The organism is Mycobacterium sp. E2733 (assembly GCF_001667585.1).
Taxonomy (GTDB): domain Bacteria; phylum Actinomycetota; class Actinomycetes; order Mycobacteriales; family Mycobacteriaceae; genus Mycobacterium.
Genome location: NZ_LZJZ01000140.1, coordinates 119670 through 134260, shown reverse-complemented (window position 1 = coordinate 134260; position 14591 = coordinate 119670). Strand labels below are relative to the sequence as shown.

13 protein-coding genes are annotated in these 14591 nt (G+C 70.1%); 2 read left to right on the top strand and 11 right to left on the bottom strand.

All coding sequences use genetic code 11. From position 1 onward, the window contains the following. The 4 genes from A5678_RS26205 to ssd form a co-directional block, all read right to left on the bottom strand. On the bottom strand, positions 1-446 hold a 446-nt coding region (locus A5678_RS26205), incomplete at its 3' end, for a type II secretion system F family protein (protein WP_068049180.1). Further along, entirely contained in the window at positions 443-1246 is an 804-nt protein-coding gene (locus A5678_RS26200) for a type II secretion system F family protein (protein WP_068049177.1), read from the bottom strand. The genes A5678_RS26205 and A5678_RS26200, both read right to left, overlap by 4 nt. Beyond that, positions 1243-2415 carry a TadA family conjugal transfer-associated ATPase gene (locus A5678_RS26195; protein WP_068049225.1) on the bottom strand — a complete coding sequence of 391 codons (1173 nt, stop codon included), beginning with the start codon at positions 2413-2415 and terminating at the stop codon, positions 1243-1245. The genes A5678_RS26200 and A5678_RS26195 overlap by 4 nt, the downstream gene beginning before the upstream one ends. Further along, the gene (gene ssd, locus A5678_RS26190; RefSeq protein ID WP_068049228.1) at positions 2412-3473 is read right to left on the bottom strand and encodes a septum site-determining protein Ssd; all 1062 of its coding nucleotides are present in this window, start codon (positions 3471-3473) and stop codon (positions 2412-2414) included. Before ssd ends, A5678_RS26195 begins: the two co-directional genes overlap by 4 nt. A gap of 492 nt (positions 3474-3965) precedes the next feature. Between ssd and A5678_RS26185 the strand changes: the two genes are divergently transcribed. Next, complete coding sequence (locus A5678_RS26185; RefSeq protein WP_068049174.1) at positions 3966-4811, top strand: HAD-IB family hydrolase; 846 nt, start codon at positions 3966-3968, stop codon at positions 4809-4811. 435 nt (positions 4812-5246) lie between these two features. Here A5678_RS26185 and A5678_RS26180 read toward each other — a convergent pair whose 3' ends face one another. From A5678_RS26180 to A5678_RS26155, 6 genes are all read right to left on the bottom strand, one after another. Continuing rightward, a complete protein-coding gene (locus A5678_RS26180) occupies positions 5247-6005 on the bottom strand; it encodes an oxidoreductase (protein ID WP_068049171.1) in 759 nt (252 codons plus the stop codon). Between the two features lie 22 nt (positions 6006-6027). After that, positions 6028-7656, bottom strand: coding sequence for an ABC transporter ATP-binding protein (locus A5678_RS26175; RefSeq protein WP_068049222.1), 1629 nt, complete (start codon positions 7654-7656; stop codon positions 6028-6030). After that, the gene (locus A5678_RS26170; RefSeq protein ID WP_068049168.1) at positions 7653-8516 is read right to left on the bottom strand and encodes an ABC transporter permease; all 864 of its coding nucleotides are present in this window, start codon (positions 8514-8516) and stop codon (positions 7653-7655) included. Before A5678_RS26170 ends, A5678_RS26175 begins: the two co-directional genes overlap by 4 nt. Next, positions 8509-9435, bottom strand: coding sequence for an ABC transporter permease (locus tag A5678_RS26165; protein ID WP_068049165.1), 927 nt, complete (start codon positions 9433-9435; stop codon positions 8509-8511). Before A5678_RS26165 ends, A5678_RS26170 begins: the two co-directional genes overlap by 8 nt. Before the next feature lie 3 nt (positions 9436-9438). After that, the gene (locus tag A5678_RS26160) at positions 9439-11070 is read right to left on the bottom strand and encodes an ABC transporter substrate-binding protein (protein ID WP_068049162.1); all 1632 of its coding nucleotides are present in this window, start codon (positions 11068-11070) and stop codon (positions 9439-9441) included. Between the two features lie 61 nt (positions 11071-11131). Continuing rightward, a complete protein-coding gene (locus A5678_RS26155) occupies positions 11132-11674 on the bottom strand; it encodes a DUF4232 domain-containing protein (RefSeq protein WP_197502253.1) in 543 nt (180 codons plus the stop codon). Between the two features lie 115 nt (positions 11675-11789). Here A5678_RS26155 and acs point away from each other — a divergent pair, with 115 nt between their 5' ends. Next, positions 11790-13748 (top strand): acetate--CoA ligase, encoded by a 1959-nt coding sequence (gene acs, locus A5678_RS26150; protein WP_068049159.1) that lies wholly within the window; start codon positions 11790-11792, stop codon positions 13746-13748. A 5-nt stretch (positions 13749-13753) separates the two neighbouring features. On the opposite strand, the gene A5678_RS26145 is transcribed toward acs, so the two are convergent. Then, the gene (locus A5678_RS26145) at positions 13754-14452 is read right to left on the bottom strand and encodes a serine protease (protein ID WP_156747090.1); all 699 of its coding nucleotides are present in this window, start codon (positions 14450-14452) and stop codon (positions 13754-13756) included. Positions 14453-14591: the final 139 nt, after the last annotated feature.

Sequence of the window (14591 nt, the reverse complement as noted above, 5' to 3'; positions counted from 1 at the left end):
GCGTCGTGGCGCGCCTGACCGGCCAGTTCGGCGACGCCCTCGGCCAGCGCCGCGCCCGAGGCCGCCGACCGCCGAGCCAGCCGCAACAACACTTCGACCTGTGCGTCGGCGGCGCCGGCCCGGGCAGCCGGCGTAATCGTCCAGGCGACAACGGGATCGGCGCCCAGCGCCAGCAGGTCGGCAGCGCGCCGCAGCACGCGGGCCAACGTCGGCGGCGCCGACGCCGCGGCGGCCGCCGCGGCGGTGGCCACCGCCATGCCCGCTCCCAGGCACACCGCTAGCACGTCGAGACAGGACGCGACCGCCAGCGGGTCGGGCCCGTGCGCCGGCCCGCGCCCCGGACGCACACGATGCTCGCGGACCGGTATCCGCGCCCGCGCCCGCACCAGCGACGGGCCGGGGCCGATCCACGCGGCCACGGCCAGCAACACCGCCGCCGTCGTCACGACTCGAGCCGATCAGTGATGCGGTCGGCCCACAACAGGCCGGCGCACGCCAGGGTCGAGCCGACGACCAAGAGCCATCCGCCTGCGTGCCCGCCCAGCAGGAAGGCCAGCGGTCGCGCGCCGATCAGTTGGCCCAACAGCACGCCGAGCACCGGCAGCCCCGCCAGGATCGCCGCGGTTGCGCGCGCGCCGGCCATGTTCGATGCCACCCGCGCCGAGAACCGTTGCCGCTCGGCGATATCGCGTTGCGCGGCTCGCATCAGGGTGGCTATCGCCAGGCCGTGGTCGCTGGCGAGTTGCCAACACAACGCGAGGCGGTCCCAGTGCGCGGGCAGGGTCGAGGACTTCGCCGCGGCACGCAGGCCGGCCGCGACGTCGGCCCCCAATCTGGCGCGGGCGGCGACCGCCCGCAACGACTTCGCGACCGCACCGGCGGTTTCGCCGGCGGCCACGCCGAACGCGCGCACCGGATGCGAGCCGACACGCAATTCGCCGACGAGCACGTCGAGCGCGCCTTCTATCGCCTGTCCCTCGCGCAGGGCAGACCGGCTGCGGTGGCGGCGGCGATAGCGCAGGCTCGCGGTCGCCCCCACGACCGCGACGGCCAGCACCGTCGTGAACGGCAACAACCCCGCGGCGGCGCCCGCGACCCCCGCGGCAAGCCAGCCAACCGCAGCGGGCCCGGTGCGCGGGCGCCACCGACGGTTCGACGCCACCGGCGCCAGGCGGCGCCGCGGTGAGGGCGGCAGGGCGATGAGGGCGAGCGCCAACAGCAGCGCGCCGGCCACGGGGCCGTTCATGCCGGCTTCCGGCTCTGCAGCAAGCGATGCAGGAAGTCGGCGTCGTCGGTCATGCCCCCATCGGCATGCCACACCGTGACCGCCCGGACCCTCCCGGCAATCTGGCGCAACACGGCGACTTCACCGAGGCGGCGCCGCCCGGTCCGATCCCGGGTGACGTGCAACAGCACCTGCACGGCCGCGGCGAGTTGACTGTGCAGCGCCGCGCAATCGAGACCGCCCAGCGCGCCCAGCGCCTCCAGCCGGGCCGGAACCTCGGCCGGGCTGTTGGCGTGGACCGTGCCCGCTCCCCCGTCGTGGCCCGTGTTCAGCGCCGCCAGCAGGTCCACCACCTCGGCGCCCCGCACCTCGCCGACCACGATGCGGTCGGGCCGCATCCGCAGGGCCTGGCGCACGAGTTGGCGCACCGGAACCTCGCCGACGCCCTCCACGTTGGCGCACCGCGCGACCAGCTTCACCAGGTGCGGATGTCGGGGCGCCAGCTCGGCGGCATCCTCGACGCACACGATCCGTTCGGTGGGCGCGACGGCACCGAGCATCGCCGCTAGCAAGGTCGTCTTACCGGCCCCCGTTCCGCCGCACACCAGGAAGGCCAGCCGCGCGGCGATGATGTCGGCAACCAGGACGGCGGCCTCGGGAGTCAAGGAGCCGGCCGCGGTCAGCGCCGCCAGGTCCTGGCTGGCGGGCCGCAGCACCCGCAGCGACAAGCAGGTGCCCGCGGTCGCCACGGGCGGCAACACCGCATGTAAGCGCACCGAGAACCCGGCGCCGATGCCGGCGAGCTGGCCGTCCACCCAGGGCTGCGCGTCGTCCAGGCGCCTGCCGGCGGCAAGTGCCAGCCGTTGCGCCAGGCGCCGCACCGCCGCCTCGTCGGCGAACCGAACCTGCGTGCGCCGCAAGCCATTCCCGTCATCCACCCACACCGCATCGGGCGCGGTGACCAAGACGTCGGTGGTGCCGTCTGCGCAGAGCAACGGTTCGAGGATGCCGGCGCCGGTCAGCTCGGTCTGCAACACCCGGAGGTTGGCCAGCACCTCCGTGTCGCCCAGCATCCCGCCGGACTCGGCCCGGATCGCGGCGGCCACGGCGTTCGGCCCCAACGGAGCGCCCAGCGGGACGGCTTCCGCCGCCAGCCGCTCGCGCACCCGGTCGATCAGCGAGCCGCTCATGCGGCCCTGCCGTTTCGCGCCGGCCCTGAAGAGGCGCACGGTAACACGGCGAGCACCTCGCGGGCCGCGGCGGCGAGCGCGGATCGCCGTCCGGCCCGTAGGCCGCCGCGCTCCAGCTGCTCGGCGAAGCGGGGCTCCGCCTTCATGGACGCCAGCAAGGGCAGCCCGGTGATGTCGGCGATCTCGGCCGCCCGCAGCCCGCCCGGCGACGGACCCCGCACGACCAATCCCACGTTGGGGTTGACGGCGCCCAGCACCGGCGCCAGGGCACCCGTCGCAGCGCACGCGCGCACATCGCATCGGCTGACCACGACGACGAGGTCGGCGGCATCAAGCGCCGCTTGCGCCGCATCGGTGAGCCGGCGCGGAAGGTCGCAGACCACCGTGACCGCGCCGCGGCGGCCGGCATCGACGATGGCGTTCACCGGCCCGGCCGCCAACTCGTATCCGCGCCGGGTGCCGGACAGGACGCTGACTCCCCGGTGCCGCAGCAACGCCGCACGCACCGACGACCAGTTGAGCCGGCCGTCCTGCAGCGCGAGGTCCGGCCAGCGCAAGCCCGACGCATTCTCGGCGCCCAGCAGCAAATCGATGCCCCCGCCCCACGGGTCGAGGTCCACCAACAGCGCGTCGGCGGTGGCCTGCGCCAGGGCCACCGACAGCGAGGAAGCGCCGGCCCCGCCGCACCCGCCGATGACGGCGACGACGTCGCCGCGCGCCCCGTTGTCGCGCGATGATTCGGCGGCCTCGGCGAGCGCGCGCACCAAGTCGCGCTCTTGCTCGGGCAGCCGCAGCACCAAACCGGCGCCCACGGCGACGGCCGCCGCCCATGTCGCGGTCGCCGGGTCGGCCGCCGTCAGCACCGTCACGTGCGGGCGGCGCGGCAACGCCGCCCGCCGGCACCGTTCGGCCGCCGCCTCGTCCAGCACCACCGCCGCGGCCGCCGACCACGTCCTGCGGCTCAGGGCGCCGCCGGCGTGGACCACACGGACACCCACGGCCGCGGCCACGCGATCCAGCTCCCGGCGCAGTTCCGGGTCCGCCAACGCCGCCAGCACGCCCGCGGAAGCCGCCACATCGGCCTGGGAACTGCTAGTCACGCGCCCACTCTGGCGGGCTCGCGATGTTGGACGCCAGTCCCAAATGCGCATTTGTGGATAGAGACGCGAGTGTGCACAAAGGCATCGGGCGGCGCTCCGACGGCGCAAGGGAGAGGGAATGTCCGCAACCACTTGGACGGCCGCGCTACGTGGTCCGTATGCGCGGAACGGACCCGAAAAAGACCCTAGAAAAGGGACGACCCCCGCCAGGGGGGGAGGAGGCGAGGGTCGTCGTGCATCAGCCCCGGGGGGTCGGGCTGATACACCCTCGGCTCAGGCCGAGTAATGCTTACTATACACATGACAAGCCGCGGTAACGCAATAGCTCTTTCTGTGAAAGAACACGTTGAGCCGCAAAAACACTGGCGTTACCGTCGGTCCCACTTTGCTGAGCGGCCTTTCGGGGCCCACAAACACGGCGCCGCAGGACGACCGACCTATGCTGGGTCGGTGACCGTCTTCGACCCGGCCGCGGAGCGGCACACGGCGGCGACCTCCGCTCCCCGGGCCCGCACCGCGGCCTTCTTCGACCTGGACAAGACCATCATCGCCAAGTCGAGCACGTTGGCGTTCAGCAAACCGTTCTTCAACCAGGGACTGCTGAACCGCCGCGCGGTGCTCAAGTCGAGCTACGCCCAGTTCATCTACCTGCTCTCCGGTGCCGATCATGACCAGATGGACCGAATGCGCCTCCACATGACCAACATGGTCACCGGCTGGGACGTCGATCAGGTCAAGTCGATCGTCAACGAAACGCTGCACGACATCGTGACGCCGCTGGTGTTCGCCGAAGCCGCGGACCTGATCGCCGCCCACAAGTTGTGCGGCCGCGACGTGGTGGTGGTCTCGGCCTCCGGCGAGGAAATCGTGGCGCCGATCGCCCGGGCGCTCGGCGCCACCCACGCGATGGCGACCCGCATGGTCGTCGAGGACGGCCGGTACACCGGCGAGATAGCGTTCTACTGCTACGGCGAGGGCAAGGTGCAAGCGATCCGCGAGCTGGCCGCCCGCGAGGGCTACCCACTCGAGCATTGCTACGCGTACTCCGACTCGATCACCGACCTGCCGATGCTGGAATCCGTCGGCCACCCCAGCGTGGTGAATCCCGACCGCGGACTGCGCCGGGAAGCCGTCGAACGCGGTTGGCCCGTGCTGTCGTTCTCGCGGCCGGTGTCGCTGCGCGACCGCATCCCGGCGCCCTCGGGTGCGGCGATCGCGACGACCGCGGCGGTGGGCGTCAGTGCGCTGGCCGCCGGCGCGGTCACCTATTCGCTGCTGCGCCGCTTCGCGTTCTAGCCCAGCGTTTCGCAGCAAACGCATTTCCGCACAGCTTCGCAATTTTCGCAAAATTGGGCCTTGCTGCGTTAAGGGTCTAGTAGTACAAAGGAACCACGGAAGCCCGGTGAGGCCTAGGTCGATCCGGAAGAGAAGGTTCGGTCTCCCGACCCGGGCGCCCAGCACGGTGCTCGGCACCCACGCGGAGTCATAGCCGCGATAATGGCAGAAGTGTTGCGGGCCTGCGTAATTGCGAAATGTGGATGGTGTCGACGGCCCTTTGGGTGGGGTTGCAACCGAAGCGTCGCAAGATCGCCGAGGCCAACCCACGCAGCCCCGAAATGCACGCATGGTAACCGAGTTCCGTGCTAGCGGGCGGCGGACCGAATACTTCGGGACGTCGCCCGCTTTGCATTGTCCGGCAGCGTTTTATGCGGCCGCCGGCTACCCATTCAGCTATCGACTCGACAGCGAGTCGGCGATCGTCAACGCCTCCTGCGCGCCGGCCCGCATCGCCCGGCAACAGAGCACCAGCCAGGCCCCCACCCCGACCGGCGTGCCGTCGGCGAAGCCTCGGGCGGCGTCGCGATAGTCAGCCGGCTGGCGCATCCAGCTCACTTCGGGCACACCCAATCCGTGTGGATCCAACCCGCTGGCAATGGTCACCAACCGCGACACCGCGCGAGCGACAACACCGTCGGCGCTGCCGAATGGCCGCAGCGTCAGCAGTTCGCCGTGCGCGACCGCGGCGACCACCGGCGCCGGCGCCTGAGTGCCGCCGCTCACCAGATCCGCGAGCAACTCCAGCCGGGGCCCGACCCCGGCGTCGGCGCGGGGCCGGCCCAGCCGGTCCTCGTCGACCTGGTCGGCCGCCGCCAGCATGTGCAGGCGGGCCAGCGCCTGCAGCGGTGCCCGGCGCCAAACCCCGACCAGGGGACCCTCGCCGCCTTCCAGCGCCTGGGCCACCCGCAGCGCCCCGCCGAACACCGGATCACTCACGGCCCCGGCGTCCGCGAGGTCTTCCAGCCGGACCGGACCGCCGTCGAGCACCGAGGATGCGCGGGCAGCCCGCAACGCCGCTTCGGCGGCGGTCACCGGCCAGCCACGCAGATTGGCCCGGTGCCGATGGGCACGGCCCAGGGCGTCGCGCGCCCGGTCGCTGGCCTCGGCGACGCCCGGCAACTCCATCAACGGAGCCAGTGGATCAGCCGTCACAGGTTGCCAACCTATCCCGGCTTCAGCGATCGGATGCCGGCGCGTGCGGGATGGCCTCCAGCAGCTGCCGGGTGTATTCGTGCCGGGGCCGGGTGAACAGCTCGTCGGTGGCGGCCCGCTCCACCACCCGACCGGCGCGCATCACCAAGACGTCGTCGGCGATCTGCCGGATCACTGCCAGGTCGTGGCTGATGAACAGGTAGGTGAGGCCCAGTTCGGCTTGCAACTCGGCCAGCAAATCCAATATCTGCGCCTGCACCAGAACGTCGAGCGCGGAGACCGCCTCGTCGCAGACCAGCACCTCGGGCCGCAGCGCCAGCGCCCGGGCGATCGCGACCCGCTGCCGTTGGCCACCCGACAGCTCGCGGGGCAGCCGGCCCAACACCGATGACGGCAGCGCCACCTGGTCGACCAGTTCGCGCACCGCTCGCTCGCGCTGCCCACGGCCGCCGACGCGGTGAATGCGCAGCGGTTCCTCGATGGCGCGAAACACCGTGTACATGGGATCCAGGCTGCTGTAGGGATTTTGGAAGACCGGCTGCACCCGCCGCCGGAAGGCCAATTGCTGGTGCCGGCGCCGTTCGCCGTCGATGCGGGTGCCGTCGAAAACGACGGTGCCCGAGCTCGGGGGCAGGAGGCCGAGCACCATTTGCGCCAGGGTGGACTTTCCCGAACCCGATTCCCCGACGATCGCCAGCGTGCTCGCCCGCCGCAGCCGAAACGAAACCCCGTCCACTGCGCGGAATTCCGTTCGCCGCTTCCCCCGCCAGCCAGGAGCGCCGCGCGACTCACGGTAGACCTTGGTCAGCTCCGAGGCGACCAGGATGTCGTCGGACGCGCAGTGGTACGCCGGACGTGGCCGGGCGGGGCTCTGCACCGTCAGCGACGGCGCCGCGCCCACCAGCCGTTGGGTGTACTCGTGGCGCGGGTCCCGCAAAATAGCTTGTGTGGCACCGTATTCCACCACGACTCCCGCACGCATGACGACCAGGGACTCGGCGCGTTCGGCGGCCAGCGCGAGGTCGTGCGTGATCAGCAGCAGCGCGGTGCCCAGTTCAGCGGTGAGACCCTGCAGGTGGTCGAGCACCTGCCGCTGCACGGTGACATCCAGCGCGGACGTCGGCTCGTCGGCGATCAGCAGCCGCGGCCGGCCCGCCAACCCGATCGCGATCAGCGCCCGTTGGCACATGCCGCCGGACAGCTGATGGGGATAGCGGCCCACTTGTTTCGCCGGGTCCGGCATGCCCGCCTGTGCGAGCAGCTCCACGGCGCGTCGCCGCGTCGGTCGGTCGGAGGTGTTCGCCCGCAACGCTTCCGATACCTGGAAGCCGACCTTCCAGACCGGGTTGAGGTTGGTCATCGGGTCTTGGGGTATGTAGCCGATCTGGCGGCCCCTGATGGAGCGCAGTGTCCGGCGGCCGGCCCCGGCGATGTCGGATCCGTCGAAGACGATGCGCCCGGCGGTAATTCGGCCGCCGGTAGGAAGCAGCCCGAGGATCGCGGCCGCCGTGGTGGATTTCCCCGATCCCGACTCGCCCACCACCGCGACGGTTTGGCCCGGCGGGACGGTGAAGTCGACGCCGCGGACGGCGGCCTGATCGCCGAAGGCGACCTCGAGGCCTTCGACGGACAGCAGCGGCCTGTCGTTCATGGCCGCCACGCTCGGGACGCCGGATCGAGGGCGTCGCGCAACGCGTCGCCCATCATCATGAAGGCCAGCACCGTGGTCGCCAGTGCGCCGGCGGGATAGAACAAGATGGGTGAGCCCGCCCGCAGCCGCGTCTGAGCGAGATTGATGTCGCCGCCCCAGGACACCACCGACGTCGGCAACCCGACACCCAGGTAGGACAGCGTGGCCTCGGTGACGATGAAAACGCCCAGGGCGATGGTGGCCATCGCGACGACCGGGCCCAGGGCATTGGGCAGCGCGTGGCGCAGCAGGATTTGAAAGCGGCTCAGCCCCAGCGCTTTCGCGGCGAGCACGTAATCGCTGGCGCGCACCGCGAGCACCGATCCGCGCGCGATGCGGGCCACCTGCGGCCAGCCGAACAGCGCGAGGATGGCGATCACTGTCCACACCGTGCGGTGGTGCATGACCTGCATGAGCACGATGGCGGCCAGCAGCAGCGGCAGGCCGAAGAACACGTCGCTGACCCGGGAGACCACCGCGTCGATCCAGCCGCCGTAGAAGCCGGCCAGCGCGCCGAGCGCCCCGCCGACGACGAAAACGGCCAGGGCCGCACCCAAGCCGACGGTGACCGAGGCCCGCGCGCCGTAGACGGTGCGGGCGTAGACGTCGTGGCCCTGCAGGTCGGTGCCGAACCAGTGCGCGCGCGACGGCGGAAGCAGGCTCTGGCCGGGGTCGGCGTAGGTGGGATCCGCCCCGGTGAACAACGCCGGAAACACCGCGACCGCGACGATGAACAGGATCAGCAGGCCGGCGATGACGAACTTCGGCCGGCCGCGCAACCCACGCCATGTGTCGCGCCAGAAGCCGCTGCGCTCAGCCATACCGGATCCTGGGGTCCAGCGCCGCATACAGCAGGTCGACCGTCAGATTGGTGATCAGGTAGATCAACACCAGCACCGTGACTATCGACACCACGGTCGGCGCCTCCTGCCGGGCGACGGCCTGATACAACACCCCGCCGACGCCGTGGATGTTGAAAATGCCTTCCGTCACAATGGCTCCGCCCATCAGCGCCCCCAGGTCGGCGCCCAGGAACGTCACCACCGGGATCAGCGAATTGCGCAGGATGTGCACCGTCACCACGCGCGGCCGGGACAACCCTTTGGCGGTGGCGGTGCGGACATAGTCGGCGTGCGCGTTGGCCGCTACCGCGGATCGGGTCAGCCGCACCACATAGGCGAACGACACGGAGCCCAGCACGATGCCGGGCAGCAGCAGACGCCCCAACGTCGACCGCTCCCCGACGGTGACCGGCGCGATGCCCAACCTCACCCCGAAGACGAACTGGGCCAGAAAGCCCAGGACGAAGATCGGAATCGCGATGATGACGAGCCCGGCGATCAGGACGGTGGAATCGAAGACTCCCCCCGTACGCAGTCCGGCGATCACGCCGAAGCCGATGCCCAGCACCGCCTCGACGACCAGGGCGATCAGCGCGAGCCGTAGAGTGACCGGAAAGGCATGCGCCAGAACGTCACTCACCGGCAGCCCGGAGTAGGACCGGCCCAGGTCGCCGTGCAGCACGCCGCCCAGGTAGCGCAGGTACTGCACCAGGAACGGATCGTCGAGGTGGTAGCGGGCCCGCAGTTGCGCGGCCACCTCGGGCGTCAGCGGCCGGTCGCCGGCGATCGCGGCTACCGGGTCACCCGGCAACAGGAAGACCATGCCGTAGATGAGCAGCGTGGCGCCGAGGAAAACGGGCACCATGACGGCGATGCGGCGCGCGATGTAGAAACCCATCTGTCACGCCTTGACGATGTTCTCGTAGTCGGGCAGACCGTTCCAGGTGAGCTTGACGCCGCTGACCTGCGGCGACCATCCGACCACCGCGATGTAATACCACAGCGGCACAGCGGGCATGTCGCGCAACAGGATTCGCTGGGCGACGTTGACCAGCACATCCGCCCGTTGCAGGTTGGGGGCTGCTTCCGCGGCGGCCAGCCCGGCATCGAACTCCCGGCTCGAGTATCCGACGTCGTTGGATCCCGCTCCGGTGGCGTACAGCGGGGCCAGGAACTCGATCATCGACGGGTAGTCGCCGATCCAGCCCGCGCGGAACGCGGTATCGATGGTGCGGTTGGTGATCTGGGTGCGGAAGCCCGCGAACGTGGGGTGCGGCGCGCCGGCGGCGTCGATGCCCAGCACGTTCTTGATGCTGTTGGCCACCGCGTCCACCCACTCCTGATGGCCGCTGTCGGCGTTGTATGCGATCGAGTACCGCCCGCTCCATGGCGAGATCGCATTGGCTTGCGCCCAGAGTTGGCGTGCCCGTTCGGGGTTGAAGTCCAACGCGTCGTTGCCAGGGATGTTCCGGTCGAATCCGGGCAACGAGCTGGCGGTGAAATCGCGAGCCGGGCTGCGAGTGCCGTTGAAGATCTGCTGACAGATCTGCGGCCGGTTGATGGCCGCCGACAACGCCAAGCGGCGCAGTCGACCCTCTTCGCCGCCGAAATGCGGTAGCCGCAACGGCGTGTCGAGCGATTGGCTGACCGCGACCGGACCACTGGCGGCGTTGCCGCCGAGGTCGCGCTGGTAGATTGTCAGCGCGCTGGACGGAATCGTGTCCAGCACATCGAGATTGCCCGACAGCAGGTCGGCATAAGCGGTGTCCAGGTTGGCGTAGAACTCGAACCTCAATCCTTTGTTGTGGGGTTTGCGATTGCCGTGGTAGCCGGGGTTGGGCTTTAAATCGAGTTTGACGTTGTGTTCCCAGGCCGGCCCGTCGGGACCGTCCGCCAACTCATACGGGCCGTTGCCGATCGGGTTGCGACCGAACGCCGCCATGTCCCGAAAAGCCATGCCGGGTAGCGGGTAGAACGCATTGTGTCCCAGCCGCAACGTGAAGTCGACGGTCGGTGCCTTGAGCCGCACGTCGAACTCGAGATCATTGACCACTTGCAGCCCGGACATGGTTGTGCGGGCCGGCTTTCCGTCTCCGGTCAGGCCGGCGACGTCGTCGTATCCGACGATGGGGCTGAAAAAGCTTTGTTGCAGTTGGGCATTGGTGCTCAGCGCACCGTAGTTCCACGCGTCGACGAACGAATGGGCCGTCACCGGCGAGCCGTCGGTGAACTTCCATCCAGGCTTGAGCATGATCCGGTAGTTGATGTTGTCGGTTGTCTCGATCGACCGCGCCACTTCCGGCGACGGTTTGCCGGCGGCGTCGTAGGACACCAAACCGGCGAACAGTCGATCCAGGATCCGCCCTCCGAGGCTGTCGTTCGTGCCGGTCGGAATCAACGGGTTCGGCGGCTCCCCGCCGTTGACGACCACCAGATCGGGGCTCAGCGCCCCGCCGCCGCAAGCCGTCAGGGACGCGACGGCCAGCAGCCCGGCGACGACCACACCGGTCGCAAAGGCCCGCATCCGACGCATGACACCCGACCCTAGGGCCTGCGGCCCGCGCCGGCGGGGAAGGCCGACTCGTCACGGCGCTTCAGACCGGCGTGACGGGGTGCACCTGCAGCGCGCAGGCGTCGATGGTGGCCGGCACGGCCAGCACAACGGTGGTGTCCGGCGGGTTGACCAGCAGTTCGGTATAGGTGGGGCACGGCTCGCCGTTGGCGTCGACGGCGATGCCCTCCACGACGGCCTGCGCCTGGGTGGACAGCGACAGGATGACGGTGGGTGGCGCCTCGGTACCACCGGGCAGGCCTCCCAGGTAGCCGCGCAGCGTGGGCTGGGCGTGAATGAGCGGCCCGCCGGCACCCGAGTCGACCCCGGGGTATCCGGTCAGCGTGCACGGCTCGGCGCCCCCGGCGAGGCTGAACACCAGGGTCGCCGCGCGGTGGCCGACCGCGGCCTGCGTCGGCGCGGCGGTGACGGCGATCTGGTCCGACCAGCATGGTGTCGGCGCGTCGGCGGTGTCGGTCGGCATGGCCCACGCCGGTGACCCCAGCACAGCGGTGGCCGCGTAACCCGTTGCGGCCGCGGCGAAGCTGGGAGCTAGTCGGCGGATGCGCCGCCCGTGACCGGGCACACCGGTGATTATCCGCTACGGCGGCCCGCTTTGACCTTTGTTTCAAGCGTTGCTCTTCACCTTGTGGGGCTAGGCTCTCTGACGATCGACGAGCCTCGACACTAGGAGGAAGCCAGTGACCGCCACAGACGCCGTAGGCCCGTCGTCGTATCCGCCGCCGGCGGCGTTCGCCGAACAGGCCAACGCGGACGAGGGGCTGTACCGCGAGGCCGACGAGGACCGGCTGGCCTTCTGGGCCAAGCAGGCCAATCGGCTCTCCTGGTCGACGCCGTTCAGCGAGGTGCTGGATTGGTCGCAGGCGCCCTTCGTCAAGTGGTTCGCCGACGGCAAGCTCAACGTCGCCTACAACTGCGTCGACCGCCACGTGGAGGCCGGCCACGGCGACCGCGTCGCCATCCATTGGGAGGGCGAGCCCGGCGACAGCCGCAGCCTGACCTACGCCGACCTGCGGGCCGAGGTGTGCAAGGCGGCCAACGCGATGACCGACCTGGGTCTGGTCGCCGGTGACCGCGTCGCGATCTACCTGCCGCTGATTCCCGAGGCGGTGATCGCGATGCTGGCCTGCGCGCGGCTCGGCGTCATGCACAGCGTCGTGTTCGCCGGTTTCACCGCCAAGGCGCTGCGGGCCCGGATCGCCGACGCCCAGGCCAAGTTGCTGATCACCAGCGACGGGCAGTTCCGCCGCGGCAAGCCGGCATCGCTGAAGGACGCGGCCGACGAGGCGGTCGCGTCGGGCCCGGACGGCGACAGTCCCATCGAGCGCGTTCTGGTGGTGCGGCGCACCGGGATTGACGTGTCGTGGGACGACGATCGCGACCTGTGGTGGCACGACGTCGTCGATGCCGCTTCGCCCGACCACGCACCGGAGCCCTTCGATGCCGAGCAGCCGTTGTTCCTGCTGTACACCTCCGGGACCACCGGCAAGCCCAAGGGCATCGTCCACACCAGCGGCGGCTACCTGGCGCAGACCTCCTACACGCACTACTACGTCTTCGATCTCAAGCCCGAGACGGACGTGTTCTGGTGCACCGCCGACATCGGCTGGGTCACCGGGCACACCTACGGTGTCTACGGCCCGCTGTCCAACGGGGCCACCGAGGTGCTCTACGAGGGCACGCCAGACACCCCGACCCAGCACCGCCATTTCGAGATCATTGAAAAGTACGGCGTGACAACCTATTACACCGCGCCCACGCTCATCCGGACGTTCATGAAGTGGGGTCGCGAAATCCCCGACGCGCATGACCTGTCCAGCCTGCGGCTGCTGGGATCGGTCGGCGAACCGATCAACCCGGAGGCGTGGCGCTGGTACCGCAAGGTGATCGGCGCCGACAAACTGCCCATCGTGGACACCTGGTGGCAGACCGAGACCGGCTCCGCGATGATCAGCCCGCTGCCCGGGGTGGCGACGGCCAAGCCCGGTTCGGCGATGCGGCCGTTGCCGGGCATCTCGGCGAAGATCGTCGACGACCACGGCGAACAACTGACGCCCGCCGTCCACAAGGGCGAACACGTCACCGGCTACCTGGTGCTCGATCAACCGTGGCCGTCCATGCTGCGCGGCATCTGGGGCGATCCCGAACGCTACATCGAGACCTACTGGTCGAGGTTCGCCGAGCAGGGCTGGTACTTCGCCGGCGACAGCGCCTACTACGACCGCGACGGCGCCATCTGGGTGGTGGGGCGCATCGACGACGTGATGAACGTGTCCGGCCATCGACTTTCGACCGCGGAGGTGGAGTCGGCGCTGGTCGGGCACGGCGCAGTGGCCGAGGCGGCCGTCGTCGGGGTGACCGATCAAACCACCGGCCAGGCCATCTGCGCGTTCGTAGTGCTGTGCGCCGAATTCGAGGTGCACGACGGGATAGTCGACGAGTTGCGCGTCGAGGTCGCCCGGGAGATCTCCCCGATCGCGAAGCCCCGGGAGGTCCACGTCGTGCCCGAACTGCCCAAGACGCGCAGTGGCAAGATCATGCGCAGGCTGCTACGCGACGTCGCCGAAAACCGCGAACTCGGTGACACGTCGACGCTGCTGGACCCCGGCGTGTTCGACGCGATCCAGACCTCGAAATAGCCGTCTCAGGCCGGTAGCGGCGTGAACCCGGCACCGGGCCGGTGCTTGGCGTTGACGTCGCCCAAAACCGCGTTGAACGACTGCACCACCGCGGGGGTGTGCAGCGGAATGTACTTAATGATGCAGGTCGGCAGGTTGTCGCTGAACGCCCCGTGGATCATGCCGACCAGCAGGTTGTTCACCGTCACCGGCGCACCGGAGTCCCCCGGCTGGCCGCAGACCTGCATGACGATGGTGCCGGGGTCCTGGCCCGGCCCCCAGGTGACGCCGCACGAGTTTCCGGTGGTGCGGCCCTGCTTGCAGGCGATTTCGCCGAAGGCCGGATCCGGGCCGAGGCCGTTGATCGCGAACCCGTTGTAGTTTGCCGTCGGTGTCACCTTGGCGGGATCGAACTTGATGACGGCGTAGTCGAGGTTGTCGTTGCCGGCCACCATGGTGCCCAGGACACCGGCGTTCTCGGCGCCCTCGGCGGAGACCTGCGCGCCGGGACCGCCGCAGTGCGCGGAGGTGAAACCGATCAGCTCACCGGCGGCATCGCCCCCGATGGTCGTCAGGGTGCACATCGTGTCCCCATTGATGACGATGCCGGCGCCGCCGCCCATCGGGATCCTGACATCGGCGGCCGCGGCGCGTGCGGGGCAGCCCACCAGGACCAGAAGCACCGCACCCATTGCCGCCACGAAGCACCGGTGCGCCGTCAACACAGCACCACTCCCATCGACAGGCCGGACATCCCGACCGGCTCAACCAGTCTAGTCGGCCAGGCGTCTCGTGCGCCCGCGCCGAGCGCGGCCGCCGGTCAACGCCGACCGCTTCCGTTGTGCCCGTGCGGCATTACGAGCG